The organism is Helicobacter pylori oki112, from assembly GCF_000600085.1.
GTDB lineage: Bacteria > Campylobacterota > Campylobacteria > Campylobacterales > Helicobacteraceae > Helicobacter > Helicobacter pylori_CY.
The window spans coordinates 1,353,086-1,379,921 of record NZ_CP006821.1 but is presented as its reverse complement, the minus strand read 5'-3'; the positions used below and the strand labels follow the sequence as shown (position 1 = coordinate 1,379,921).

The window sequence follows — 26,836 nt, the reverse complement described above, 5'->3', positions numbered from 1 at the left end:
ATTAATTTATTGCCTATTTATCTATTTCTTGTAGAATACGAGTTTATTTTTAATATAAAGAAATTGATGATCAGTCTAGTAGAAAAAGCCCCTTATATTCCCTACCCCCTAGCTCTTTATGAAAAATTAGAGCGCGAGCACACCTTGCTTTTTGAAAGCGCTGAGATTGAGAGCAAAGCGCACACCAAATCCCTATTAATGGCTAAAGCCTGTTTGAAGCTAATTTGCAACCACAATATCGTAACCATCACTAGCCTAACGCCTAATGGCGGAGCATTTTTGCAAAAATTGAGCGCATTTTTTAAAACGCCTATACAAGATAATGCCCTAATTTTAACCTACACCAAAAATAAAAAAACGCAAGATGAGTTTTTAAAACTCTTTGAGCCTAGCCCTTTTGACGCTTTAAGGGGGCTTTTTAAAAGCGTTAAAACAAAACCCAAACACCCTTTTACGCTTTTTAGCGCGGGCGTTTTTTCTTTTGAAATGCTCAATTTTTTTGAAGACTTGCCCCACTTAAAAGCGCAAGACAACACCGCGCATGACTTTATTTTTTATGTCGCGCAAAATTTGATCATCATAGACCATAAAGAAAAAAGCACTGAAATCTTGGGGGCGTGTTTTGATGAACGCTTTAAAACAGAGATAGCTAAAGAATTACAGGATTTAAAAGAGTTGGCTAAAAACATCAAAAGCGACTTTATCCCTAAAAAATCCAAGCAAAGTAGAGAAGTTAGCGTTAGTTGTGATGATAGCGAGTTTGAAAAAAGAGTGCTATCCTTACAAGAAGAAATCAAAAAGGGCGAGATTTTTCAAGCGGTGTTGTCGCGCAGCTTTTATATGGAGTGCTTGGAGGGTTTGAGCGCGTATTATCATTTAAAACTAACTAACCCTAGCCCTTATATGTTTTATATCAAAGACAGCGATTTTATCCTTTTTGGGGCAAGCCCTGAGAGCGCTTTAAAATACAACGCCCTAATGAATACGGCTGAAATTTATCCCATTGCTGGCACTCGTTTAAGAGGTAAGGACAAACAAGGGAATATTGATTACGATTTAGATAGTAAAATGGAATTTGATTTGCAACACGACTATAAAGAAAGGGCTGAACACATCATGCTAGTGGATTTAGCCAGAAACGACATGGCCAGAGTTTCAAAAAAACGCTACTGCGATAAGCTTTTAAAAGTGGATAAGTATTCCAATGTCATGCATTTAGTCTCAAGGGTTGTTGGGGAGTTGAAAAAAGAGTGCGATAGTTTGCATGCTTACAGGAGCTTTATGAACGCCGGCACGCTTAGCGGAGCGCCTAAAATCTCTGCGATCAGGCTCATTTACCAATTAGAAAACCAAAGGAGAGGCTCTTATGGGGGGAGTGTGGGGTATTTAAATAGCGAGGGTTCTATGGATTCTTGCATCACTATCCGTTCATGTTTTATTAAAAACAATAGAGCCGTGATCCAAGCAGGAGCTGGTATTGTGCTAGACAGCGTGCCTAAAAACGAAGCGAATGAAACAAGAGCCAAAGCACAAGCCCTTATTGATGCGATCAGGAAAACAAGCTTATGAAAATCTTTTTTATAGATAATTTTGATTCTTTTTCTTATAACTTGGTGTATGAATTAGAATGTTTGGGTTATGAAGTTGCTGTTTATCAAAACGATATTGATCCGAGTTATCTTATGGATTTGATGAATGAAGAATCAAAAACGCCTTTATTGTTCGTTTCACCAGGGCCTGGTAATCCTAGCAGTTCAGGCAATCTTTTAAAAATCATTGAAATGGCTAAAAAGAAATTCCCTATTTTAGGGGTTTGTTTAGGCTTACAAGCTTTAGCGCAAAGCTATGGGGCTAAAATCATAAGGAGTAAAGAAATTGTGCATGGCAAAGCGACGACCATCGCGCTCAAAAAGCATGCCGTTTTTAAAGGTTTAGGGGAGAGCATGGTGGTGGGGCGTTACCATTCTTTAATGGCAAGCGGGTTGCCTAAAAATTTGGAAGTGATCGCTGAGCATGACAATATCCCTATGGCTATTATCAATGAAGAAGATAAGATTTTAGCCTATCAATTCCACCCTGAAAGCATCATGACTTTACAAGGGAGGGCGTTGTTAGAACAAAGCGTGGGGTTTTTAGAAGGGTTATTATGAAAGAGATTTTAAACGCTCTATACCATCAAAAAGACTTAAACGATGAAGAAGTCAAAAAATTATTCACCCTTATTATCAACGAAAAAGTAAGCCCCGCACAACTTGGGGCGATCTTATGCGCTTTAAAAATCAAGGGCGAGAGCTTTAAGGAAATTAGCGTTGCTGCAACCACGCTTTTAGAGCATGCCCATAAGCCTTTTGATAGCGGCTTGGATTTAATAGACAATTGCGGCACAGGAGGCGATGGGTTAAAAACGATTAACATCAGCACGATTGCTGCGCTCATTGCCAGCTCTATGGGATTATCTATGGCTAAACACGGATCAAGGAGCGTGTCTAGTCATAGCGGGAGCGCGGATTTGTTGGAAAATTTAGGCGTGAATATTGAAATGAATCCCACGCAATTAGAGAATTGTTTCAAACAAACGCATTTTGGTTTTTTATTCGCGCCTTTATACCATCAAAGTTTTAAAAAATCCGCCCCCTTAAGAAAAGAGCTTTTTGCTAAAACGATTTTTAATTGCTTAGGGCCTCTAATCAACCCCTTAAGGCCCAAAATCCAGCTTTTAGGCGTGTATGATAAATCCTTGTGTAAGACTATGGCGCTAGCATTAAAGGCTTTAGGCGTTAAAAGGGCGATGGTAATTAATGGAGGGGGGACGGATGAAATCGTGTTGCACGACATTACGCATGCGTGTGAATTGAAAAATAATGAAATTTTAGAGTATGACTTGAGCGCTAAAGATTTTGATTTACCCCCCTATGATTTGAAAGAATTACAGATTGAAAACGCACAAGAAAGCGTTCAAGCGTGTTTAGATATTTTAGAAAATAAAGGCAAGGATTCGCATACAATGGTGGTTGTGGCGAATGTGGCGAGTTTGTTGTATTTAAGCCATAAAGCTAAAGATTTAAAAGAGGGCGTGAGCATGACTTTAGAGCATTTAAAAACCAAAGCGCCTTATGTGCATTTGCAAAAAATCATAAGGTTAAGCCATGCCTAGCGTGTTAGAAAACATCCTTAAAGACAAGCTCCTAGAAGTCTCTGATCTCAAAAAAAACCACACTTTACCGACAAACATAAACCCAAGCGATAGGGATTTTAAAAAGGCGTTACTAGAAAAAAAAACCAGCTTTATTTTAGAATGCAAAAAAGCATCGCCCTCTAAAGGTTTAATCAGAAAAGATTTTGATTTGTTAAAAATAGCCAAAACTTATGAAAAATTTGCCTCTTGCATTTCAGTTTTAGCCGATTCTAAATATTTTTTAGGCTCTTATGAAAACATTAAGATGGTTTCGCAGCATTCCATTAAGCCCATTTTATGCAAAGATTTTATCATTGATGCTTTTCAAATCAAACTCGCTAGAATGATGGGGGCTAATGCGGTGCTTTTAATGTTAAGCGTATTAGACGATAAAAATTATTTAGAGCTTTTTAACCTCGCTAAATCCTTAAACATGAGCACGCTGACTGAAGTTTCCAATAAGCAAGAAATCAAGCGCTTACTCAAACTCCAATACGACATTATAGGCATCAATAATAGGGATTTGCACACCCTGACAACCGACATTAACAACACGCTCAAATTACGCTCTCTCTTACCTAAAGACGCGCTCGTGGTGAGTGAGTCCGGTATTTATTCGCACACGCAAATCAAAGCCCTAGCCCCTTATGTGAATGGCTTTTTAGTGGGCAGCTCTTTAATGAAAGAAAAGGATTTGAAAAAAGCGTGTATTAAATTGATTTTAGGCGAAAATAAAGTGTGCGGGCTTACAAAAATTAAAGACGCTAAAGCCGTTTATAAAAACCATTTTATTTATGGGGGTTTGATTTTTGAAAAATCTTCGCCAAGATACATCAAGCCTAAAGAAGCCCTAAAGATCACAAAAGCGGTTAAAAAATTGGATTTTGTGGGCGTGTTTGTGAAAGATAAGATTAAAAAAATTCAAAAAATCGCTAAAAAGCTTGATTTAAAAGCGGTGCAGCTTTATGGCTATTCGCAACAAGAAATCGCTCAATTAAAAAAATCGCTCCCTAAAACTTGCGCGATTTGGCAAGTAGTGAGTGTGATGAGCGCCAAAGATTTAGCGCCTAAAGTTAAAGAAGCCTCTCTAATCTTATACGACACTAAGGGGGATAAAATGGGAGGCAATGGCGTGAGTTTTGATTGGGGTATTTTAGAAAATGTCAAAACGCCTTTCATGTTAGCTGGCGGGCTTAATTTGGATAATATTCAACAAGCCTTGAAAGTTAAAGCGTTGGGTTTGGATTTCAATTCGGGTTTAGAAATAAGCCCTGGGATTAAAAATAAGGATAAAATCAAGCGATTAGCCCGAATTTTAAGAGAGTATTAAATGAATAAAAAAGCGTATTTTGGGGAGTTTGGAGGGAGTTTTGTTTCAGAATTGTTAGTGCCTGCATTAAGAGAGTTAGAACAGGCGTTTGATGCGTGTTTGAAAGATGAAAAATTCCAAAAAGAATATTTTCATCTTTTAAAAGATTTTGTGGGCCGTCCTAGCCCTTTAACCTTGTGTCAAAATATCGTTTCTAACCCTAAAGTCAAGCTTTATCTAAAACGAGAAGATTTAATCCATGGCGGGGCGCACAAGACTAATCAAGCTCTAGGGCAAGCCCTTTTAGCGAAAAAAATGGGTAAAACAAGGATTATTGCTGAAACAGGCGCTGGGCAACATGGCGTTGCAACGGCTATCGCTTGCGCGTTATTGAATTTAAAATGCGTGATTTTTATGGGAGGCAAAGACATCAAGCGCCAGGAAATGAATGTTTTTAGAATGCGCTTATTAGGTGCTGAAGTGAGAGAGGTTAATTCAGGGAGCGCGACGCTTAAAGACGCTGTGAATGAAGCCTTAAGGGATTGGGCGAGCAGTTACAAGGACACGCATTATTTGCTAGGCACAGCCGCCGGGCCACACCCTTACCCTACGATGGTTAAAACCTTTCAAAAAATGATAGGCGATGAGGTTAAAAGCCAAATTTTAGAAAAAGAAAACCGCTTGCCTGATTATGTTATCGCATGCGTTGGAGGGGGGTCTAACGCTATAGGGATATTCAGCGCGTTTTTAAACGACAAAGAGGTTAAACTCATAGGCGTAGAGCCGGCGGGTTTAGGGCTAGAAACCAATAAGCATGGGGCGACTTTGAATAAGGGGCGTGTGGGGATTTTGCATGGGAATAAAACCTATCTTTTACAAGATGATGAAGGCCAGATTGCAGAAAGCCATAGCATTAGCGCCGGGCTTGATTATCCAGGGGTGGGGCCAGAACACAGCTATTTAAAAGAGAGTGGGCGCGCGATTTATGAAAGTGCAAGCGATCTTGAAGCGCTAGAGGCTTTTAGTTTGTTGTGCCAAAAAGAAGGCATTATCCCGGCGCTAGAAAGCTCACACGCTTTAGCGTATGCTTTAAAACTCGCTCAAAAATGCGAAGAAGAAAGTATCATCGTAGTGAATTTAAGCGGTCGGGGGGATAAGGATTTAAGCACCGTTTATAACGCTTTAAAAGGAGGTTTAAAATGAGGTATCAAAACATGTTTGAAACCTTAAAAAAACACGAAAAAATGGCGTTTATCCCGTTTGTAACCTTGGGCGATCCTAACTATGAATTGAGTTTTGAAATCGTTAAAACCCTAATTACTAGCGGGGTGAGCGCTTTAGAATTGGGGTTTGCTTTTTCAGATCCGATAGCGGATGGCGTTACCATACAAGCGAGCCATTTAAGAGCGTTAAAACACGCTAGCATGGCTAAAAATTTCCAGCTTTTAAAAAAGATTAGAGGCTATAACGATGATATTCCCATAGGGCTTTTAGCGTATGCGAATTTAATTTTTTCTTATGGCGTTGATGACTTTTACGCTCAAATCAAAGAATGCGGTATAGATAGCGTTTTAATAGCGGACATGCCCCTAATAGAAAAAGAATTAGTCATTAAATCCGCTCAAAAACACCAAATCAAGCAAATCTTTATCGCTAGTCCTAATGCGAGCAGTAAAGATTTAGAACAAGTCGCTATGCATTCGCAAGGCTATATCTACACTTTAGCCAGGAGTGGGGTTACAGGGATAAGCCATGCTCTAGAGAACGATGCAAGCACGATCATCAAAACCCTAAAAACTTTTAGCCCCACCCCCGCCTTACTGGGCTTTGGCATTTCTCAAAAAGAACACATCAAAAACGCTAAAGAAATGGGTGCTGATGGCGTGATTTGTGGCTCAGCGTTAGTCAAAATCATAGAAGAAAATTTAAACAATGAAAACGCCATGCTAGAAAAAATTAAAGGGTTTATAGGAGGAATGATTTTTTAAGGGCTTTTAGGCTTTGTTGCGTTAAAAATTAAAGATCACAGATTAACAATCATCATCAGGTTTTATTGCATGTGCATTATTGTGGCGTTAGCGTAGAAATTACCGCCATAAGCCTAACAACAATATAAAAGCAACCCTGTAGTGTGGTTGATAGCGGCTTAAAATCACAGGTATTTTGATAACAAAAAAGGCTAATTCTTATACATACCAAGCCATAAGCTTTTTATAATGCTTTTAAAAAGAACTATTGATTACTCAGTCCTTTTCGTCTTCGGGTTCTATGTCTATTATGTTATTGTCATGGCTGATTGCTTTCAAAGTATTTAAGATTTTATCTGCCTTTTCTTTTGCTTCAAGCACCTGTTTATATCCTTCAGCTGCTTTTTTATATCCTTCAGATTCTTCTTTAGCCACATAGTATAGTGCTTCCAAGATTGGTTGCATTTCAGCTTTTTCACTTGCTTTTGCAAGACCTCCGTGTTCCTTTTTCATTTCGTGAGTGAGATGAGAAGCGTTTTTGTTGTTATTTTTGTTGTTATCCATTAAAATCCTTTACGATTAATTTAAAACTTTTCATTATAATAGGCTTAGGCTTAGCTTAAATAGTGTAAAAAAATTTGAGATCTTATGATTTTATGTGTGGTTTTAAAGCAACTTGTTTAATTGATTTAATATCTTTAAGAGTAAGGGATATGAAATGAGATTATCCCAAGCTCTATTTTAAAGTTTTTCTAATAAATTGAGCAACGCCCTTTTATACTCTAACGCCGTTGTTTCATCCTCGCCTTCAAAGCGGCTGACTAAATAGGGGGTGGTGTTGCTTGCACGAATAAGCCCAAAACCATGTTCAAAAACCACTCTCACGCCATCAATGCTGATTATTTCTTTGATTTTAGGGAAATGACTTGGCGGGTTTTTAAGCGCTTTTTGTAGGTTATGAATGATTTCAAATTTTTCTTCTTCGCTCACGGCGATTTTTTCTTCAGGCGTGGTGTAGGAATAGGGGAGGTTTTTAATGGTGTTTTCCAAATCGCTTGGGGTTTGTTCGAGCAATAATTCTAAAGCCCTTAAGCATGCATAAAGAGCGTCATCATAGCCAAAATAGCGCTCTTTAAAAAAGATATGCCCGCTCATTTCAGCTGCAAAATGCGCATGGGTTTCTTTGAGTTTGATTTTTAAATTGCTATGCCCGGTTTTATACATGAGCGTCTTACCAAAAGTATTGATCGTGTTATACATCACTTGAGAGCATTTGACTTCGCCGATCACAAAGGGGGTGGTGCCTTGAGCATGCAAGCGTTTAGCGAATAAAATCGCTAATTCATCGCCCGCATAAACATGATGAGAGCTTAACATTGCAATCCTATCCGCATCGCCATCAAAAGCAAAACCTATAGAAATAGCGTTTTCTTGCATGTGTTTTTCTAGATCTTTTAAGTTTTTCGCTTCGCTAGGGTCTGGGTGGTGGTTAGGGAAATTCCCATCAGGATCGCTATAAAGGCTGCTAAAATCAATGTTTAAAGCCTTTAAAATAGGCTCTAAGCCTAACGCTCCCACGCCATTACCAAAATCCAGGGCGATTTTGTATTTAAGATTTTTTAAATGCTTAAAGTCCTTGATCAAATAGCGATGATAGGCTTCTAGGGCATTGACTTTCTCTGGTGTTTCTTTTAGGGGTTTTATTTCATGCTTGGCGTTTAAAAGCGTGTCTTTTAAAGCCTGAATGTCCTTGCCATAAAACGGGTTTTGGTTGAGCGTGATTTTAAAGCCGTTGTATTCTTTGGGGTTGTGAGAGCCAGTGATCATGATGGAATTAGGGCATTGAATGCCATTGATTCCATTAAAGGCCGCAAAATACGCTACCGGTGTGGGGATTAGCCCTAAATCATACACTTTCAAGCCGCTTGATTGCAGCCCCGCGCTCAAAGCTTCAAACAAAAAGCGCCCATGCACCCTGGCGTCATGCCCTACAAACACGCTTTTATCGTATTCTCGCATGATTTTCCCCAACTCCACGCCGATACTAAAAGCCCCCTTCTCATCTAGCGTGGTGGGGTAAATGCCTCTAATATCGTATTCTCTAAAAATGCTAATGTCCATAGTTATGACTCCTTGTTTTTGAATAAATTTAAACCCTGTTCGCATAAATTTTGCCATGCGTTTGTTTGATCTTTTTGTTTTAACTGAACGCATTTTTCTAAACTGGCTCTAGATTTTGCTTTTTGATGGGTTAGATCTAATAAGCTGGATTGCAAGTATAAGGCTTTTTGGTGATCTTCTAAAGAAAGCCTGCGGTTTAAAAGCTTGTCTAGCGTTTCTAACGCTTTTAAATAGTCTTTGGTGGTTCTGTAAGCGTCAATAAGAGCAAATTCGCTAAAGGGTGTGTAAGAATAGTCCTTATAAGTGTCTTGGAGCTTGAGTAAGCTTGTGGCATAAATTTTGACGCTTTTAGGGTCTTTTTCATTTTCTAGCAATTTAAAATAAACCAACGCCATGCGTTTATCGTCTTTGAAATGCTTTTCTAAAAACGCATACAGATTGAGCGCCAATTCTTTTTCATTGTTTTGCATGTAATCTGAAAATAAAACAAAAGCAATATCATAAAATTCTTTTTTATTTAAACTTTGAGCGAGAGTTAAAGCGTCTTTAGAAGCCAGAGTGGAATTTTTAAAATCCCCTAAGCGGTAGTAATTGCGCCCCAAACGATAAAGCCATATTAATTTCTCGCTAGGGGTTTTAGCTGTTTTTAAAGCGTTTAGGGCAATAATTTGCGCTTTTTCTTTGAGCGATGCGAAATACAAACAATCAAAGGCTTGGATTTCTTCTTTGGGAGTAAATGCAAAGGCGGTGATTTGGGATAAGTATTTTAAGGCTTCTTCGCAACGATGGTTCTCTAATGGGGTTTTAGCAAGGATATTGAGCGTTTTTTGGATCAAAGGAGAATCTTTAGGCAAATTTTTTTGCATGCCTAACACTTCAGCATAACGCTTATTTTCAAACAAGAGTTGGGCTTTCAATTCTAAAGCCTTTAGGGCTTCATTAGAATTAGGGAAATTTTGAATGATTTTATCGTAGTGGGCGATTTTTTCTTGCGTGTTCCCCTCCATGGAAAAAAGGGCTTTTTCATCGCGCGCTCTAACGACAGAAGCTTTATCCAATTCCGCATGGTCTTGCAAATATTGCAGATTGTAAAGGTGGGCGTTCTTAAAGTCCTTGATCCTTGCATACAACGCCCCTAAATCATAGAGCGCTTGCTCTTTAGCTTTCAAGTCATCGTCTTGATTAAGGAGCAAGTGAGCGATCTCAATCGCGCTTTCATTCATCTGGTTTTTTTTCAATAACTTGAGCAAGTCTAGGGCTGATTCGCTATGCGTAGAAATATAATCTGGGTTGGATTGAACCACCTTATCAATGAGGTATTTAGCGTTATTAAAGTTTTGATAGTTTATCTCTACTTCAGCCCAATTAAGCGCGATTTCACTCGCGCTCTCTTTGTCTTTGGCGTTAGAGAAAGCTTCTTTAAAAAGCATACTAGCGTTGCTCAAATCAGAGCCTTCAGCCGCTTCAATGGCTAAACGCATTTGGGCTAAGGGAGCGTAGCGGGAGTTTTTGTATTCTAAAAGAATGCGTTTGTAATAGTGCATGGCCTGTTTGTAATTGTTGTTCTCGTCTAAAGCTTTGGCGACATAATATAACGCTTCAGGGATATTGGGATCAGTTGGGTAATTTTTAATCCACTTGGTGCCAATGTCTATAAGTAAGGATTTTTTAATGCCTAATTGGCCTAATGCGATAATTTCTAATAAATACAAATCTTTTTTAAACATCGTTTGAGGGTAGTTTTTAAACGCGCGGCTAATCGTTCGTAAAGCGTCAAAATAGGCTTGAGAATTGATTTGTTTTTTAGCCTCTAAATAAGCGTTTAAATCATAGCCCTTTGTGGTGAGTAGGGGTTTGTTATTCACATCTAGCTCTTGAATGATAGGGGTTTGAGCGTCTTTAATGACAATGGGGAAATTCAAGCCTTTTTGAGCGTTGTTTTTTTCACTCAAAAAAGGGATATTTTGATCATAGCCTATGATTTGCCACATTTTGGCTTTAGGATCGTTTTCCACAAAAAGGGGGATCGCTTTTTTATAATCCCTGTCAAAAGAAAAAAGGGTGAGCCTTCGCATCACTTTGGGTTTGATGTGTAAAATGAATTGTTGTTGGCGCATAGAATAGGTGATATGGAAAAAAGCGTTTTCTAAAGGGGTAAAGCCCTCCTTAGGGATAGAGTCTATCACGCATTCTATGGGGCGTTTAGCGCGTATAATGGATAAAGACGCTTCAATCCCGCTTGGCGGTTTTTCATTAGCATAAAAACAAGAAAACGCCTTGTTGTGTCGTAAGGTTAAAACAGAAAAATCTTCCCCCCCTTCCTTGCCTTGCGTGAGCGTGAGGCTTAAGGCGTTGAGAGAATGGGAGAGCAAACTCACGCCCATTAAAAGAAAGATTTTTGATTTAAGCCACAAACTCTAAAAGCCCTCGCATCATAAAAACAGAGAACAAGCACGCTAACGCCATGGCAATAATGACCGCATAAATGGGCATGGTAGCGTTTTGGGTGTAAATATCGTTTTGAGCGTAGCTTTGTAAGGGTTTATTGAAAAACATCGCCACGAGCCAACGGAAATAATAAAACGCAGCCACCGCGCTATTAACTAACATCACCACCGCCAAAAGAATGTGGTTGCTCTCTAAAGCGCTTTCAACGGCTAAAAATTTCCCCCAAAACACGCTAAAAGGCGGAATCCCTGCAAGCCCAAAAACAAAAATAGCACCCAAGATCGCCACTAAGGGGTGGGTTTTGATAAGGCCGTTGAATTTAGAGTAGGGGTGATCGTAGCGTTCATCCCATGTTTTTTCCCGGCTTTTTAAGAGCCACAAAAGACCAAAAGCCCCAATGTAAGTGAAAGCGAACATGAACCAATAAACAAACATCGCTTGTTGGCTGTCTTGAGTGTGGATAAACACGCACGCTAAAGCGAAACCAGAATGCGAAATGGAGCTATAAGCGAGCATTCTTTTGACATCTTCTTGCCATAAAGCAATGAAATTAGGGATGGTGATAGTCATAAGAATGAGGGCATAAAAAATGTCTTCTACCCAAGCGGTGCGAGTGTCTATAAACGCTCCAAAAAGGCGAGTCGCTACCACAAAGCCAGCGATTTTAGGCACAATGGAAATATAGCTCGCAAAGACCGGGTTATTGCCCTCATACACATCAGGCATCCAGGTATGGAAAGGCACTAAAGAAACCTTAAAACCAACCGCTCCAATCAAAAAGATAGCGCCCATCGCAAAGAGCATGGGGTTTGTGATACCTTCAGTGTGTAAGTATAGGGTAATGACTTCAAGATTCAAGCTCCCTGTGAGGAGATAGAAAGCCATCGCCCCCATAGCAAAAAACGCGCTCGCCATCGCCCCCATAGTGAAATATTTGATCCCTGCTTCTAATCCGTAGCGTTTATCGCTCAACGCCATTAACACACAAAGGGGTAAGGACGCTGTTTCTAACCCGATAAGGATTAATAATAAATGGTTGCTTGAAACCATGAATTGAAAGCCAGCGACAATAAACAAGTATAGGGAATAAAATTCAGCGGTCTGAAATTCGTTGAAGCGCTCTTTTGAAAGGGCTAAGAAAATGAGCAAGAAGGCTGAAATCAAGACAATGCTTTGAGAGATGAGCGAGAGAGTATCCAAGCTCAAAAACCCAAAAAAGGCGTTTTCTTGATCTTCTAATCCTAAAACCACCAAAAAATCCAAAACCAAAAAGAGCATGCATAAAAACACATTCAAATTGCGTGAAAACCTGGAAGTGAAAGCGTTGATTAAGAGCGTGAAAATCCCCCCACACACCAACACCAGCATGGGTAAAATGCTCTCAAAATTAAAGCTGTCAAAAGAGATGTGGAGACTATCTATTAACATAAGAAACCTCTTTTATCTTAGTATCCAATGAACCTAAAAAAGGGAGCGAGCGGATTTCTATCACCTCTAAAAGCTGCCTAGAGCCTTGCTCAATCGGTTTTAAAAGCATTTTAGGATAAATCCCTAAAATTAAGATCAAAGCTAAAATCACGCTTAAAACCCCTACCTCACGAGCGTTCAAATCTTCAAACACGCTTATTTGATTGTTCCCGGCTTTCAAATTGCCAAAGAAGACATCTTTATATGAAGTGAGCATGTAAATCGCTGATAGAATGATGCTTGTTCCGGCAATGATAGCTAAAAGAGGGTAGGTGGCAAAAAACCCTAATAAGCTTAAAAACTCTCCCACAAAGCCAATGCTTAAAGGCATGCCCACATTCGCCATTAAAACGATCATAAAAAAGGCGGCAAAAATAGGAGCGCTTTTAGCGATTGATCCAAAGCGAGCGATTTCTAAACTGCTGGCACGCTCTTCTAAGATACCAGCGAGTAAAAATAACCCCATGACGATAACGCCATGCGCAAACATCATAAACACCGCCCCAGAAATCCCCTCAACATTGAAAGAAAAAACCCCAAGCACCACGACTCCCATGTGCGAGAACGAGCTATAAGCGATGAGGGTTTTTAAATCTTTTTGAGCGTAGGCTAGAAAACCTCCATAAATGATCATGCATAGCGCCACAATGGCTATGGGGGTTAAATAAATTTCTGAAAGCTCAGGAAAAAGCGGGAGCAAGAAGCGCAATAAGGCGTAAGTCCCCATTTTAGAAAGCAAGGCTGAAAGCATGACGGAGCCTAAAGTAGGAGCGTTAGAATACGCATAAGGCAGCCATGTGTGTAAGGGAAAGAGTGGGATTTTAACTGCAATCCCTATTAAGAAAGCCACAAAGAACCAGGTTTTAACCTCGCTAGAAAAGTTCAATTGATACCAGTCTAAAATATCAAAACTCATCATGCCGTAATTATTCGCATAGTCATGCCCGATGTATAAAATGCCTAAGAGCATGCATAATGACGCTAAAAAGGTGTAGAGGAAAAACTTCATGCCAGAATAGATTTTATGGTTACGGCCAAAACGACCGATGAGGTATAAAACCGGCAAGAGCGAGATTTCCCAAAAAGCGTAGAAAAAGATCATGTTAAGAGAAGAAAACACGCCCATCAAAATCCCCTCTAACAACAAAAGACAGATCGCAAAGTCTTTACGATGCTCTTTGACATAAATCACGCACAATAACACCACGATAGCGTTTAAGAGCAACAAAAAGAGCGCGATGCCATCAACGCCCACATGGTAATTCACGCCAATTTGATAGATCAATTCCTTCATTTCTTCAAACTGCATGCCCGCTGTTTGAATATCAAACCCATGCCACAACAACAAGACTAATAACAATTCAATCAAAGCGATGACAATCGCATACGCCCTACTCGCTTGATCGCTCATAAAGAACGCTAATAGCGCGCTCAGCATGGGGAAAAAGATCACCACGCTTAAAAGATGCGCATGTAAAAACTGCATTTCTTATCTCCCAAAAAAAGCTACAAACGCTAATAAGATTAAAACCCCGGCTACCATGAAGCGCAGCATGGAAGTTAAATTCCCGTCTTGACTGATCCTAAACACACGCCCTATGACAAAAACGCTTCTTCCTATAGCATCCACTATCGCATCAATGATCTTTAATTCCACGACTTGGTGCAAGAATGAAGCGATGGCACCAAAAACTTTTGCAATCCCTTGATAGAGCTTGGGGATATAGTATTGGTTGAGCAAGAGCTTGTATAAAAAGCCCCCCTCTTTTTTGGAAGTGATACCATTTTTATATTTAAATATGGCATAGGCGATGCTTAATAACACCACTATGGTGGTGATACTGATTAAAAGAGCGAGCGGGACGGGATACTCTTCAACGCTAGGGATCACTTGAGAGATGAAATGGAAAAACGGCTCTTCAAAAAACCCGGCAATGACCGCTAAAACCCCTAACGGCAGCATGCTTAAAAGCATGAAATTTTGAGCCTCATGGGGATGGTTGATAGCGTGCTGTTTGGGTGCAAAAAACACAAGCATGATGAGCCTGAAGCTATAAAAAGCGGTAAAGATCGCCCCAATTAGAAGCGCAAGCCATAAAATATGGTGGTGTATCCCAAAAGCCACTTCTAAAATTTTGTCTTTAGAAAAGTATCCTGCGAAAGGGTAAATCCCGCACAAAGCCACTGAACCTATAATCATAAAGATAGCTGTGATCCGCATAGGTTTGTATAAAGCGCCCATTTTAGTAATATCCAGATTGTCTTCCATCGCATGCATGACATTCCCTGATCCTAAGAAAAGGAGGGATTTGAAAAACGCATGCGTAAAGAGGTGGAAAAGCGCGATCGCATAAGCCCCAAGACCGGCCGCTACAAACATATAGCCTAATTGAGAAAGCGTAGAATAAGCCACAATGCGCTTTAAATCCTTATTGACTAAAGCCATGCTCGCTCCAAAAAGAGCCACAAACGCCCCTAAACATGCGATAAAATACCCCACTTCAAACACCGCACTATACAAAGGATTGGCTCTGATGACTAGATACACCCCAGCGGTTACCATCGTTGCTGCATGGATGAGAGCGGACACGGGGGTAGGCCCCTCCATAGCGTTGGCTAACCATGTGTGCATAGGAAATTGCGCGCTCTTCCCCATAGCGCCAATGAAAAGAAACACGCTAATGTAAAAGAGCATGGAATAATCGGCGTTATTGAGCATGCTAAAGACTTCTTTATACTGGAGAGTGCCAAAATTCCAAAAGATCAAAATAATCCCCATGAGCATGCCTAAATCCGTGATTCGATTCATCACAAAGGCTTCAATAGAAGCGTTATTCGCACTTGTCTTATGATACCAAAAGCCAATGAGCAAGTAAGAGCATAGCCCCACCCCTTCCCAGCCAATGAAAAGCCCTAAAAAATTATCGCTCAACACCAACACCAGCATGGAAAACACAAAGCCGCTGAGGTAGGAAAAATAGCGGTTAAACCCTGCGTCATGCTCCATATAGCCTATAGAATACACATGCACTAAGAAAGAAACTAAAGTTACCACGACAATCATGACCGCATTGATATTATCCAGCATGAGAGAAAAGCCGACTTTAAAATTCCCTACCACGATCCAATCAAATAAATATTTTTCATAGCTTTGATTGTGCCATGCTTGAATGAAAAGAACCACAGCGCCAATGAAAGAAACCAGCACGCACAAAGAATTGAAAACGCCCACATGCAACGCTTTAGCTTTAGCCCCAAACAGCCCCGCATAAAGCGCACCGATTAAAGGCAAAAACAACACCACTGACAGCAAAGAAGAATATTGCATGCTTAACCTTTCATAGCGTTTAAAGAATCAATATCTAAGCTCTTGAATTTCTTAAACCACAAAATCACCAAGCCCAAACCAATAGCCACCTCACTAGCGGCAATAGCGATAATAAAGAGCGCAAACATCTGTCCGTCTAAATTATGCGTGTATTTAGAGATCGCTACAAAACCGATATTGATCGCATTGAGCATGATTTCTGTAGAAAAAAAGAGTAACAGAATGTTTTTGCGTTTCAGCATGCCCGCTAAACCAATGCAAAAGAGCAACCCTGAAACAATCAAATAGTGGTTTAACCCTATCATAGAGATTCCTTTATAAATTGCGTGTGATTTTTCCCATGGATTTTTTGAATCCCTGTAGCGATGCCTCCAACCATAGCGACCAAAAGCATTAAAGCCGCCGCTTCAAAAGGGATGAGGTAATTGGTAAAAAGCACATAACCAATGGCTTCAATGTTAGGGATTTGCGCATCAATAGCGTTGGAATTGACTTGCTTAGAAAGGTTTTCGCCAATGCTAGGAGCGCTTAAAATCAAGGTGAGTAATAGCGCCACGCCAAATGAAAGCGCGCACAAGATTTTAGGGCTTTGCTTGCGCTCAATCACTTCTGCAGCGGAGTTGAAAAACATCATGCCAAACGCATACATCACAATGACTGCGCCCACATACACCGTGATTTGGACCACGCCCAAAAACTCAGCGTCTAGTAAAAAGAAAAAAGCGGAAATAAAAACCATGCTGCTAGCAAGAGCGGTAATGGCATAGAGGATATTTGTGGTGGTGATCACCACTAACGCCATGCTTAAAGTAAGGATCGCAAAGAAATAAAAGGCAATGGTTTCAAACATTTTCATCTCCCTTATTGCTTTCTGGGTTTGTTGGAGTTTCTTCTTTTGATTCTTCTTTTGAAGGCTCTTGGACATAATCTAAAGGGGTGGCTTGCATGCGTTCGTTGTAATTAGGGCTTACCGCACCAAAGCCTAAAAACTCGGCATGAGAGCAGTTTTTAGCGTCTTGTTCGCTCGTTAGAAACTCGCTTTTAGAGCCGTATTGGGAGCGTTGGGTGCTGGCGTTTTCAAACCGATTCCCCATAACAATCGCTAATTCTGGGCAAACTTCTGCGCACAATCCGCAATAAATGCAACGCCCCAAATTGATCGTGTAAGAATCGATCTTTTTGCGGTTGTCTTCGCCCTTATGCGTGATGATCCTTATGCAATTGCTCGTGCAAATCTTTTCGCACAGCCCGCAGCCAATACACCTTTCAGAGCCTGAGTCTAAAAGCCGTTGCAAGTTATGCACCGCGCGATAACGAGGGCTTAAAGGGAGTTGCTCTATAGGGTAATGGATGGTTACGCTTGGGCTAAAAAATTCCTTGATCGTAAGCCCTAACCCTTTGAATAGATCCAAACCTAAGCTCGTTTTAAGGGTGTCTTTAAATTGCTCGGTCGCACTATGGACTTCAGATCGTTTAGGAAGTTGCTTGTATTCTTGTTTGGCCATAAAACCTCCTTTAAATTAAAATGATAATGCCTGTTAGCACAATGTTCAATAACGCTAAAGGCAGCATGATTTTCCAGCACATATCCATCAGTTGGTCTGGGCGCACATGCGGATAAGTCGCTCTAACCCACATGGATAAAAAGACAAAAAAGCCCGCTTTAATCAAAATCGCTATGCCTCCAGGGATAAAGCCCCATGCGTTAAACCCGCCAAAAAACACAATAGAAATCACAAAAGAAAAAGCGAATAAATGCGCGTATTCCGCTAAAAAGAACATGCCCCATTTCAAGCCGCTGTATTCGGTGCAATACCCTGCTACAATCTCGGCTTCATGCTCTAACAAGTCAAAGGGGGTTCGATTCAATTCAGCATAGCTTGCGATCAAAAACAAAACAAACGCTAGAGGCTGCTTAAACACAAGCCAGTCTAAAAACCCACCGCTTTGGTAATGATTGATTTCCACTAAAGAGAGCGATCCTACCACCATTAAAGGGGCTAGAATGGTTAAAGTGCTGACCACTTCAAAGCTGAGTAATTGGATCGTCGCTCTTGCTGAACCGATTAAAGAGTATTTGTTATTAGAAGCAAGCCCGGCTAAAATAGGCGCATAAATCCCTGCTGCACCCACGGCTAAGAAAAACAAAAAGCCAATGTTAATGTCAGAAATAAGGGGCTTGATCTCATAGCCAAACAGAGTGAAATTAGGGAAAAAGGGGATAGGCGCCATGGACACAAACGCACTCACCATCGCAATAATGGGCGCTAGCGTGAAAATGAACTTGTTAGCACCTTGGGGGATAATGTCTTCTTTGGCGAAAAGCTTAATGCCGTCTGCTGCGACTTGCAAAAGCCCAAAAGGCCCCACATAACAAGGCCCTAAACGGCGTTGGAAATAGGCTAACACTTTCCTTTCAATATAAGTGGCAAAGCCTCCTAAAGCTGAAAAAACAGCGACTAAAATCAAAATTTTAATCAGGGTTTCAATGATATAAGCGCTCATGCTTGCTCCTTTAAATCCACGCTATCAAACACGCCCTCTCTAAAAAAGCCAGAATGGTTTTTCAAAAGAGAAGGCGATATAACGAACACCTCTTGATCCAAGCTTTCATCAAGATACAAAACGCCTGTTAATTCCTCTTCTTCTTTAGATAAAGTGATGCTTTGCCCCACTTCTTTATTCAATTTTTTTAAGAAAGCTTTAGACACATAGACACCGGCTTTTAATTGCAAATTCTCGCTTTTATTGGTAGCGTTATTGAATTGCGTTTCTGGGTATTTCAAATACGCGTTGAAAGCGATTTTTTCTTTTAGAGGCTTGATAGGTTCGCATTCTGTGGTTTCGCATTCTTTAGCGCTCTTTTCAAAAGGGCTTGTTCCTAGCAGATAGCCTCTGTGATTGACTCTGTCGTTAGTGAAATAGTTGGTTAGATGGTCAAATTCTATGGCTTTAAAGCCCGCTTCTGTAGGGAGTTTGTGGGTGCATTCTGTGAGGTTTTCTTCCACAAAGCCAAAGCCTTGCATAATATCGCTCAAATCATAGCCTTCAAACCTTAAAGCCGGTTTTAAGGGCAACACGCGCCCTTCAATATTAGTGATCGTGCCTTCTAGCTGGTTGAGACTGGGTAAAATAAAATCCACTTTGCTGACAGCGTCTTTTCCAAAAACCCTATCATCGCTATTAATGGTGAAATCCCCTTGAGCGCGAATGCCTACAATTTTTTCATGTTCAAAAACTTCTTCGCTCAATTCACAAAGGGAAGCGATGCCTAAAGCGTTTGCGCTTGGGGGGATAAGAACGAGTTTAATAGCGCTTTTTTGGGCTAACAAACGCAACATTTTAGCGATATTGTGGGCTTGTTTATGGCTATAGATTTCTTCGCCAACCACTAGCAGGGTGTTATTTGATTTTTGCAAAAGAGTCAGAATTTTTTCATAAGTTTCTAAATTGATGCCCGCTTCTTCAAGCAACAAATAAGTGGTTTTGGTAGGGACTTCAACGCTTTCTTCTTTAACCTCTGTCTTGTTTCCTTCTTGATTTTCTTCTTTTGGGGTGGCTGCTTCTGTTTTATCCTCTTCTTGATTTTCTGTTTTATTTTCTCCTTCTCCAACACTGCACCCTTGCTTGGCTTGTTCTAAAGCTTTTTTTCGCTCTTCTTCTAAGGCTTTAAGGGCCGCTTCATCTACAATGCTTTGCTTGGAATCTTCTAAGCTTTTTAGGGCCATGCTTTCAATGTTAAGCATTTTTAAAAGCATGCCTAAAAGGATTTCTTCAGCCCCCACTTCATGGGTGATGCAAAAAGAGCTTCGGCACAAATTCACTAACGCGTTATCCTTGATAGGGTGCATAGCGATCAAAGAAGCTTTATTGAGTTTGAGGGCGTTATTGATGGCATAGCGCACCAAAGGGTTTTCTGTTTTGATAGAAGATCCTATCGTAATGACTAAATGAGAAGTTTTAATCTCTTCAACACTGGGGCGTTTAACTTCGCCCAATACTTTTAAAAATTGCTGGAAATGATACGCTTCTTGATTGTAGATTTTAAAATCAAGTTTTTTCCTCAAACGCTCTATTAAAAACGCCTCTTCATTCGTGATGTCTCCACCTATTCGCACCGCTTCGCATTCTTTGAGAGCGTTTTGTGCTTCTTTAAGATTAGCACTGCCTTTAGGGCTAGAGCTCACATCAAAAGCGAAACGGCCTGCCCCACAAATAGGGTTATGGTAAAAATCATTAAGCACTCTAAAAATTTTAGATTCTTCGCCTAGAGTATCAAAATGGCGCACATCATAAGAAATTAAACACCCGGCTGAGCAATGCGAACAAGTAGAATGGATCTTTTTGAGTTCCCATGCGTTAGCCGTGTAAGCGAAATCTTTATAGCTCAAAGCACCCACAGGGCATACCGCAATGCATTCCCCGCAATCATAGCAAGGCACGCTGCCCACAAAAGAAATAATGCCTTTTTGCTTACGACTCCACACGCTAAAAGCGTCTTTGGACATGCTGTCTTTAAATTTATCCGGAGCATGCAAGTCGGCTTTAGTGGCTTTGAGGTTGTTTTCGCCCACATTATCCTTGCAAGTGGTTACGCACCTTTCGCACATGATGCACAAATTAGGATCATACAAGGCTTTTGCCCATGAATCTAGCGCTTTAAAATCATCAGCCACCGCATAAGGTTGGTGCTCTACGCCGGTTAAATGCGTCATGTCTTGCAATTCGCACTCCCCGCTCTTATCGCACACGCCACACTCTAGGGGGTGGTTGACATCGTAAGTTTGCATGATGCTTTTTCTTTCATCCATGAGCGTTGGGGTGTTAGTGAGAATGGTGGCGTTATTTTTGGCTTTCGTGTTGCAGCTATAAACCCGTTTGCCATCCATTTCAACCATGCACATTTTGCATGCGACTGTGGGCGAGCAACCACTTAAATAGCAAATAGTAGGGATGTAAATCCCAGTGCTCCTAGCAGCCTCTAAAACGCTTTGTCCCTCTTGGCATTCAATCGTTTTGCCATTGATATTCATTGTGATCATGAAATTCCTTGAGAGTGGGATAAAATAGGGATATAAGGGTAAGCGTCAAAAAACGCCCCCTCTAAAATCGCAATCAAACCCTTCAAATGGGGGCTTTCTTCTAACTCGCATTCTAGCGTCTTATTTGAGATTTGAAACTCTGCTTTAGAATGCTTAATCTTGTTAGCGATCTTAAATTGCTTGGAAAAAGATAATTTGGGGGTTTCAAGGCTCTTATAAGAAACATAGACAAACGAGCCGTTAGCCTCACTCATTCGCTCTAAAAGCTCTAAATCTTTTGATTGGAGTTGCGATTCAAAAGGCAAAATGCCCTCTTTTAAGGCGGTTTCTAGAAGCCATTCTTGATCGTTAGAATCATAAAAAGCGGAGGTTGCACTTGAATTATTGCAAGGGATATGCAAAATTTCTAGGTAATTTTGCAACTCGCTTAAAAGGGTGTATAAAAAGGCGTTGTCAGCATGCTTAGTGATTTCTCTATTTAAAACAAGCGCCCTTTTTTTCGCTTTAATGATAAGAGCGATAAGTTCTTGTAGTTCTTCTTCGCTCATGTTCGCTTCAGAGCTTAAATACCCCACATCAACCTTTTCTAAAACATGCCCTTTTAATTGGGAAGTTTTTTCTAAAATGCCCCTTAAAATCAAGGCTAAAATCGCCGCTTCCGTGTGGATTTCATACGACGCAAAAAGGCAATTTTCTTGCAAGTCTCTTGTATCTTGTAAGGGTCTTAACAGGGCATAGGGGCGTTTTGATTGGTTAATGCTTCCTAAAATCAATCGTTCGTTTTCATTCAAACAAGCGTTTGAAAACCCCCCAAACAAAACGCACAAATCGCTTTTTTCTAAAAGGTTTAAGCTATCTTCGCTCAATTTGTAATTGATTTCAAACCCTTTTTGAAGAGATAATTTTTCTAAATAATAGGCTTCTTTCAAACTAATTGAAGAGCTTGCGCTTAAGGGAGAATTTAAGGGGTTAAAGCCGCTCAAAATCAAGCCTTTTTTCTTACGACAATCGTCCAATCCGCTTGATTGAAACGCAAAGAATTGAGAAGCTCATGCCCTTTAGATTGGATAAATTCAGCGCTCTTAGGGATATTAGAAAAATCCCCCACTTCAAACATGAAAATAGCGACTTCATTAGGTTGCATTTCTTTTTCAATCAATTCTTCTAAGCGTTCAAAAATACCCGCTTTTAAGGGGCGTAAATCAAAGCGTTTCATCTATCCACCTCGCCAAACACCGCATTGGTTGAGCCAATCACGGTTACCGCATCCGCTAAATATTGCCCCACTAAAATATCGCTTAAAGCCCCAATGTGATAAAAGCTAGGGGCTCTGATTTTTAGTCTATGAGGATACGGCTCGCCCTCTGAATGGATAAAAAACCCTAATTCCCCTTTAGGGCTTTCTGTAGGAGCATACACTTCCCCAACAGGCGGGCGCATGCCTTGAGCCACTAAAACAAAATGCTGCATCAAGGCGTAGTTTTGCGTCATTATATCTTCTTTAGGGGCGGAAATATAATGCGGGTTTTGAGCCATGATAGGCGTATCGGTTTTAGCATACATGGGAATGAGTTGTTCAATGATGCGAATGCTTTCATCAATTTCTAACATATACAAACAATACCGATCATAGCTATCGCCATAATTGCCCACCGGCACATCAAAATCAAGCTCTTTATAAAGCTCATAAGGCTCTTCTTTTCTAATGTCATAAGCGATCCCAGTCCCTCTTAACATGATACCGCTCATGCCCCAACTTTGCGCCATTTTGGGCGTTACAACGCCCACATTTTCCAAGCGCATCCGCCAAATGCGATTCTTATCCAATAAGCCTTGAATGAGTTTTTTGCATTCCCTCATTTCGCCTAAAAACTTTTTCAAGCCTTCTAGCCAATTAGGGGGTAAATCCAAAGGCACGCCCCCAATCCTTATAGCGTTATGCGTGAGCCTAGCCCCGCAATAATCCTCCATCAAATCCAACCCGTATTCCCTCGTTTTAAACGCATACAAGAACACGCTCATCGCCCCCACATCTAAAGCATGCACGCTGATAAAAAAGATGTGTGAAATCATGCGGTTAAGCTCTAGTAAAATCGTGCGGATCACTTGCGCTCGGCGTGGGATTTCTAAATTGAGCAAGGTCTCTACCGCATAAGCGTAAGCGTAATTATTACTGGTAGAAGAAGTGTAATCCAACCTGTCAGTAGTGGGCATGTATTCGTTATAGGTCATGTTTTCGCCTAACTTTTCACAGCCTCTATGCAAGTAGCCAATTTCAGGGGTAGCCTTAATGATTTTTTCGCCCTCTAATTCCAAAATCAAGCGCAATTGCCCATGGCTACTGGGGTGTTGAGGGCCAAAGTTTAAAATCATTTGGTTGTCGTCATGTTCAAAAATGATGTTTTCAAACTGAGGGTTGAGTTTCGTGAAATTTTGAGCCATTTTATAGCCTCTTTTTTAAGATAGTGGGGGCGATTTTGTGCAAATCTTTGACAAAAGGGATTTTCTTAAACGCATGTTTTTCTTCTACTTCTTTTAATTCTTCACCCTTGCCCTGCTCATAGCCAATTTTTGCAAAATTGAAAGTGTCTTTTTCATCCACTCTCGCGCTGTCTCTCTGTTCTTTGCCCACCACTTCTCGGTATTCTTTGCCAAAAATTTTATCCACTTCATACCATTGAGCGAATTCATCGCCTTTGAGTGGATAAGAACGCAATAAAGGGTGGCCTACCCAATCATGCGGCATGATAAGGCGTTTCAAATAAGGGTGTTTGTCAAACACAATACCCAGCAAATCATACGCTTCCCTCTCGCTCCAATTAGCCGATCGGTATAAAAAACTCAAAGAATCCACGCTCTCATTAGGCAACAAAACACACTTCACGCGCACCCTACGGCGGTTCTTACAGCTATCGCTAAAACCCACAAATTGATAAAACAATTCAAAATACCCTTTTTTAGCACACAAATCTATCGCGCTCATTTCGCTCAAACACTCATAACCCAAATGCCTTAAAATCGTAGCGACAGAAAAAATATCGTCTTTTTTGATCCAAAACACAGCCGTGTTAGTCTCTATATATTTGTCTAAAATCTCATGTTTGTAAGAAAGGTGGTTGTAAATGACCTCATAAGCGCTACCCTCTAAATATTTTTTAGGGGTGGGTTCTATGATTTTATAAGGATCATGCTGGCGCGATTGTTTTTGCACATCTTCATAGGGGGATTGTTTTCTTACCATCATACCAACCTTTTAGGAGCGTCTTGTTTGATTGCTTTGGAGCGTCTGATTTTATCTTGCAAAACCATAAGAGCGTATTGTAAAGTTTCTGGGCGTGGCGCGCAACCGGGCAAATAAATATCCACAGGAACTACCCTATCTGCTCCTTGAACGGTCGCATAAGTGTTAAACATCCCGCCCGTGTTAGCGCAACTCCCCATAGAAATCACCCATTTAGGCTCAGGCATTTGATCATAAAGCCTGCGCATAAATTCGGCATGCTTTTTAGTGAGCGTGCCAGCGATGATCATCACATCAGATTGCCTAGGGCTCGCTCTAAAAATTGTGCCAAACCGGTCAAAATCAAACCTTGAACCCCCTGTTGCCATCATCTCAATCGCGCAACACGCCAAGCCGTAGGTTAAAGGCCAGAGCGAATTAGAACGCCCCCAATTCAATAATTTATCCAAAGTGCTTAGAACAACCGGTGCTTGTTGCATTATTTCACCTCTAATTTTTGCCAGCTCAAAGCGTTTCGCTTTAAAGCGTAAATAAAACCAATGGTTAAAAAGAAGACAAAGCCTAGCATTTCAACGAGTCCAAACAAGCCTAATTTTTTAAAACCAATCGCCCAAGGGAACATGAAAACGATTTCTACATCAAATAAAATAAAAAGCATGGCCATGATATAGAAATGATGGGACACTCTATTAGGCTGTTTGAGAGCCACAGGCCCGCATTCATAGGGAGCGAGCTTGAGCTTTTCGCCCTTTTTTTGAGCCATTTTACGGCTTAAAAACCTTTGAATCCTTAAAGTCAAGTTAAACACCCAAAAGGTGAATACCAACAAAACAAAAACGCCAAAATAGGGGTGATTCAATGCTTCTGTGGCTTGTTGCATCAGACTCTCAAACTCCTTTAACTATTAGCAAATGACAAAGCCAATTAAACCATGTTTTTGCTAATCGTTAGCTGAAAAAATAAAAATTATTTTAGCATCTTTTTAGCATCTCTTAAGAAGCCATTTCTATGAGTTTGGGCATTAAATCTTGCATGGCATGCACCGCACTATCATTAATGCATTGGACATTCTGGGGTAAATGGGCGTTTTTAGCCTTAGGGTCAATGTAATAAATGAGAGCGTCTTTATGCGCATGCGTGTAGAGGCTAGCGGCCGGATAGACTTGCAAAGAAGTGCCAATGATGATTAAAAGATGCGCTTGTTTGACTAAAGAAATCGCTTCTTCAAGCAAAGGCACCGCTTCGCCAAACCACACAATATCAGGGCGTAATTGCGATTTGTCTTTGGCCAATTCGCCTAAATTCAAGTCCTTTTCCCACCTATAAACCAAATTTGGATCTTTTTCGCTGCGAACGCTTAATAATTCCCCATGCAAGTGCAAAATGCGAGAAGAACCCGCCCTTTCATGCAAATCATCTACATTTTGGGTGATGATATTAACTTGATAGTGTTTTTCCAATTCCGCTAAAGCCTTATGGGCTTTGTTTGGATAAACTTCAAAAAGCTGTCGGTGCCTTTGGTTGTAGAAATCCAACACCTTTTGCGGGTTCTTTTTCCAGCCATAAGGCGAGGCGACTTCCATGATGTCATGCCCTTCCCACAAGCCATCAGCGTCTCTAAAGGTTTTAATCCCGCTTTCTGCTGAAATGCCAGCCCCGCTTAGGATCACTAAATTTTTCATGTTTCCTCCTTGATGATTTCAATATGAGTGCCGCTGAGTTTGTCATGCAAAAAAAACTTAAAAATAAAAGGCGTAACAAACCCTATGAGTAACCCCATGCTCAACACCCACAAAACAAACCGCCACAAAGCTAAAAAAAAGCCCACTTCTTTGCGATTGTTTTTGACTAATTTAAACTGAGCGTAACGCATGCCAGGGCTTTGGGATTTAAAAGCGATAAAAAAGCTGTGCGTTAGGGCGTAAAAAAGCAAGCATAAAAAAATCGCGCTCTGGTTTTCCCTAAAATCCTTCGCACTCCCTAAAATCGCATAGGTCATTATGTAAAGCATGGGGGTATAAATCATAAAAATATCGGTGATAAAGGCCTTTAAGCGCAAAGAGAGATACAGCCCTTTTAAAGGGCTTTCTAACGCTTGCTTTTTTTTGGGGGTTTTATTTTTTTTGGTTTTTTTAGTTGCCACGACTTCCTGGCTTTATAGCAGTGCTAGTAGCGCATAAAGGGCAAGAGCTAGGCTTGTGCATGTCAAAAACAAAATCTTCTAAAGCAAAAAGGGGCAAATGGCTAGGCAAACAGGCATCATCTTGGGCTTTTAAATGAGAATGAGTGCGCTTGCAAATGCCCCGATTAGCTAAAGCGCCAAAAGCCACGATTTGAGCGCCCTTTTCTTCTAAAACTTTAGCGCATTCCATAGCGGATTTTCCCGTAGTGATAATATCCTCACACACTAAAATTCTTTCGTTTTTTTTGACTTCAAAACCACGCCTTAAAGCCATGATATTATCCACCCTTTCAGTGAAAATAAAACGCACGCCCAAAGCCCTTGCAAGCTCATACCCAGCCAAGATCCCCCCAATAGCAGGTGAGCACACGCATTCAATATTCAAATGGGCTTCTTGGATCTGTTTGGCTAATTCTTTGGCTAATTGTTCGGCCAGTTTGGGATCTTCTAAAACTTTAGCGGATTGCAAATAATAATTAGAATGAAACCCGCTACTGAGCAAGAAATGCCCCTCTAACAGCGCTTTAGCGTTTTGATAACATGCCTTAATATCCAT

General features: G+C 40.6%; 26 protein-coding genes. 6 read left to right on the top strand and 20 right to left on the bottom strand.

All coding sequences use genetic code 11. The annotated features are described in order from the left end of the window. Window positions 1-66: 66 nt before the first annotated feature. From trpE to trpA, 6 genes are read left to right on the top strand one after another with little or no spacing between them, the layout of a single operon-like run. A complete protein-coding gene (gene trpE, locus HPOKI112_RS06555) occupies window positions 67-1,569 on the top strand; it encodes an anthranilate synthase component I (RefSeq protein WP_025309995.1) in 1,503 nt (500 codons plus the stop codon). Continuing rightward, window positions 1,566-2,150, top strand: coding sequence for an aminodeoxychorismate/anthranilate synthase component II (locus tag HPOKI112_RS06550; RefSeq protein ID WP_025277137.1), 585 nt, complete (start codon window positions 1,566-1,568; stop codon window positions 2,148-2,150). Before trpE ends, HPOKI112_RS06550 begins: the two co-directional genes overlap by 4 nt. Beyond that, the gene (gene trpD, locus HPOKI112_RS06545) at window positions 2,147-3,154 is read left to right on the top strand and encodes an anthranilate phosphoribosyltransferase (protein WP_025309994.1); all 1,008 of its coding nucleotides are present in this window, start codon (window positions 2,147-2,149) and stop codon (window positions 3,152-3,154) included. Before HPOKI112_RS06550 ends, trpD begins: the two co-directional genes overlap by 4 nt. Further along, window positions 3,147-4,505, top strand: a complete 1,359-nt coding sequence (gene trpCF / locus HPOKI112_RS06540; protein WP_025277135.1) for a bifunctional indole-3-glycerol-phosphate synthase TrpC/phosphoribosylanthranilate isomerase TrpF — start codon at window positions 3,147-3,149, stop codon at window positions 4,503-4,505. The genes trpD and trpCF overlap by 8 nt, the downstream gene beginning before the upstream one ends. Further along, window positions 4,506-5,687 (top strand): tryptophan synthase subunit beta, encoded by a 1,182-nt coding sequence (gene trpB, locus HPOKI112_RS06535; RefSeq protein ID WP_025276346.1) that lies wholly within the window; start codon window positions 4,506-4,508, stop codon window positions 5,685-5,687. Further along, window positions 5,684-6,472 carry a tryptophan synthase subunit alpha gene (gene trpA / locus HPOKI112_RS06530; RefSeq protein WP_025276345.1) on the top strand — a complete coding sequence of 263 codons (789 nt, stop codon included), beginning with the start codon at window positions 5,684-5,686 and terminating at the stop codon, window positions 6,470-6,472. Before trpB ends, trpA begins: the two co-directional genes overlap by 4 nt. Window positions 6,473-6,727: 255 nt before the next feature. Here trpA and HPOKI112_RS06525 read toward each other — a convergent pair whose 3' ends face one another. The 20 genes from HPOKI112_RS06525 to pyrE form a co-directional block, all read right to left on the bottom strand. Beyond that, window positions 6,728-7,015, bottom strand: coding sequence for a hypothetical protein (locus HPOKI112_RS06525; RefSeq protein WP_025276344.1), 288 nt, complete (start codon window positions 7,013-7,015; stop codon window positions 6,728-6,730). Window positions 7,016-7,192: 177 nt separating this feature from the next. Beyond that, a complete protein-coding gene (locus HPOKI112_RS06520; RefSeq protein ID WP_025309993.1) occupies window positions 7,193-8,572 on the bottom strand; it encodes a phosphomannomutase/phosphoglucomutase in 1,380 nt (459 codons plus the stop codon). A gap of 2 nt (window positions 8,573-8,574) precedes the next feature. Continuing rightward, window positions 8,575-10,986 (bottom strand): tetratricopeptide repeat protein, encoded by a 2,412-nt coding sequence (locus HPOKI112_RS06515; protein ID WP_025309992.1) that lies wholly within the window; start codon window positions 10,984-10,986, stop codon window positions 8,575-8,577. Next, window positions 10,976-12,448 carry an NADH-quinone oxidoreductase subunit NuoN gene (gene nuoN / locus HPOKI112_RS06510; protein ID WP_000904202.1) on the bottom strand — a complete coding sequence of 491 codons (1,473 nt, stop codon included), beginning with the start codon at window positions 12,446-12,448 and terminating at the stop codon, window positions 10,976-10,978. The genes HPOKI112_RS06515 and nuoN overlap by 11 nt, the downstream gene beginning before the upstream one ends. Beyond that, a complete protein-coding gene (locus tag HPOKI112_RS06505) occupies window positions 12,435-13,973 on the bottom strand; it encodes an NADH-quinone oxidoreductase subunit M (protein ID WP_025309991.1) in 1,539 nt (512 codons plus the stop codon). The genes nuoN and HPOKI112_RS06505 overlap by 14 nt, the downstream gene beginning before the upstream one ends. Before the next feature lie 3 nt (window positions 13,974-13,976). After that, on the bottom strand, window positions 13,977-15,815 hold the full coding sequence (gene nuoL, locus HPOKI112_RS06500) for an NADH-quinone oxidoreductase subunit L (protein ID WP_025309990.1): 1,839 nt from the start codon (window positions 15,813-15,815) through the stop codon (window positions 13,977-13,979). 2 nt (window positions 15,816-15,817) lie between these two features. Continuing rightward, entirely contained in the window at window positions 15,818-16,120 is a 303-nt protein-coding gene (gene nuoK, locus HPOKI112_RS06495; RefSeq protein ID WP_000579758.1) for an NADH-quinone oxidoreductase subunit NuoK, read from the bottom strand. Beyond that, window positions 16,117-16,665 (bottom strand): NADH-quinone oxidoreductase subunit J, encoded by a 549-nt coding sequence (locus HPOKI112_RS06490; RefSeq protein ID WP_000464169.1) that lies wholly within the window; start codon window positions 16,663-16,665, stop codon window positions 16,117-16,119. Before HPOKI112_RS06490 ends, nuoK begins: the two co-directional genes overlap by 4 nt. Beyond that, a complete protein-coding gene (gene nuoI, locus HPOKI112_RS06485) occupies window positions 16,658-17,320 on the bottom strand; it encodes an NADH-quinone oxidoreductase subunit NuoI (RefSeq protein ID WP_025309989.1) in 663 nt (220 codons plus the stop codon). Before nuoI ends, HPOKI112_RS06490 begins: the two co-directional genes overlap by 8 nt. A gap of 10 nt (window positions 17,321-17,330) precedes the next feature. Further along, window positions 17,331-18,320: an NADH-quinone oxidoreductase subunit NuoH gene (nuoH, locus tag HPOKI112_RS06480; protein WP_025309988.1), complete on the bottom strand. Its 990-nt coding sequence runs from the start codon at window positions 18,318-18,320 to the stop codon at window positions 17,331-17,333. Further along, window positions 18,317-20,857 (bottom strand): NADH-quinone oxidoreductase subunit G, encoded by a 2,541-nt coding sequence (locus tag HPOKI112_RS06475; protein ID WP_025309987.1) that lies wholly within the window; start codon window positions 20,855-20,857, stop codon window positions 18,317-18,319. The genes nuoH and HPOKI112_RS06475 overlap by 4 nt, the downstream gene beginning before the upstream one ends. After that, window positions 20,854-21,840, bottom strand: coding sequence for a hypothetical protein (locus HPOKI112_RS06470; RefSeq protein WP_025276334.1), 987 nt, complete (start codon window positions 21,838-21,840; stop codon window positions 20,854-20,856). The genes HPOKI112_RS06475 and HPOKI112_RS06470 overlap by 4 nt, the downstream gene beginning before the upstream one ends. A gap of 2 nt (window positions 21,841-21,842) precedes the next feature. Further along, window positions 21,843-22,073, bottom strand: coding sequence for an NADH-ubiquinone oxidoreductase subunit E family protein (locus HPOKI112_RS06465; protein WP_000819168.1), 231 nt, complete (start codon window positions 22,071-22,073; stop codon window positions 21,843-21,845). After that, a complete protein-coding gene (gene nuoD, locus HPOKI112_RS06460; protein WP_000068229.1) occupies window positions 22,070-23,299 on the bottom strand; it encodes an NADH dehydrogenase (quinone) subunit D in 1,230 nt (409 codons plus the stop codon). Before nuoD ends, HPOKI112_RS06465 begins: the two co-directional genes overlap by 4 nt. A 1-nt stretch (window position 23,300) precedes the next feature. Continuing rightward, the gene (locus HPOKI112_RS06455; protein ID WP_025309986.1) at window positions 23,301-24,098 is read right to left on the bottom strand and encodes an NADH-quinone oxidoreductase subunit C; all 798 of its coding nucleotides are present in this window, start codon (window positions 24,096-24,098) and stop codon (window positions 23,301-23,303) included. Then, window positions 24,098-24,577, bottom strand: coding sequence for a NuoB/complex I 20 kDa subunit family protein (locus tag HPOKI112_RS06450; protein ID WP_001183511.1), 480 nt, complete (start codon window positions 24,575-24,577; stop codon window positions 24,098-24,100). Before HPOKI112_RS06450 ends, HPOKI112_RS06455 begins: the two co-directional genes overlap by 1 nt. Further along, entirely contained in the window at window positions 24,577-24,978 is a 402-nt protein-coding gene (locus HPOKI112_RS06445; protein ID WP_001183543.1) for an NAD(P)H-quinone oxidoreductase subunit 3, read from the bottom strand. The genes HPOKI112_RS06450 and HPOKI112_RS06445 overlap by 1 nt, the downstream gene beginning before the upstream one ends. Window positions 24,979-25,090: 112 nt before the next feature. Then, the gene (locus HPOKI112_RS06440; protein WP_025309985.1) at window positions 25,091-25,780 is read right to left on the bottom strand and encodes an SIR2 family NAD-dependent protein deacylase; all 690 of its coding nucleotides are present in this window, start codon (window positions 25,778-25,780) and stop codon (window positions 25,091-25,093) included. Next, window positions 25,777-26,241: an RDD family protein gene (locus tag HPOKI112_RS06435; protein ID WP_000201771.1), complete on the bottom strand. Its 465-nt coding sequence runs from the start codon at window positions 26,239-26,241 to the stop codon at window positions 25,777-25,779. Before HPOKI112_RS06435 ends, HPOKI112_RS06440 begins: the two co-directional genes overlap by 4 nt. Then, window positions 26,231-26,836, bottom strand: coding sequence for an orotate phosphoribosyltransferase (pyrE, locus tag HPOKI112_RS06430; protein ID WP_025309984.1), 606 nt, complete (start codon window positions 26,834-26,836; stop codon window positions 26,231-26,233). The genes HPOKI112_RS06435 and pyrE overlap by 11 nt, the downstream gene beginning before the upstream one ends.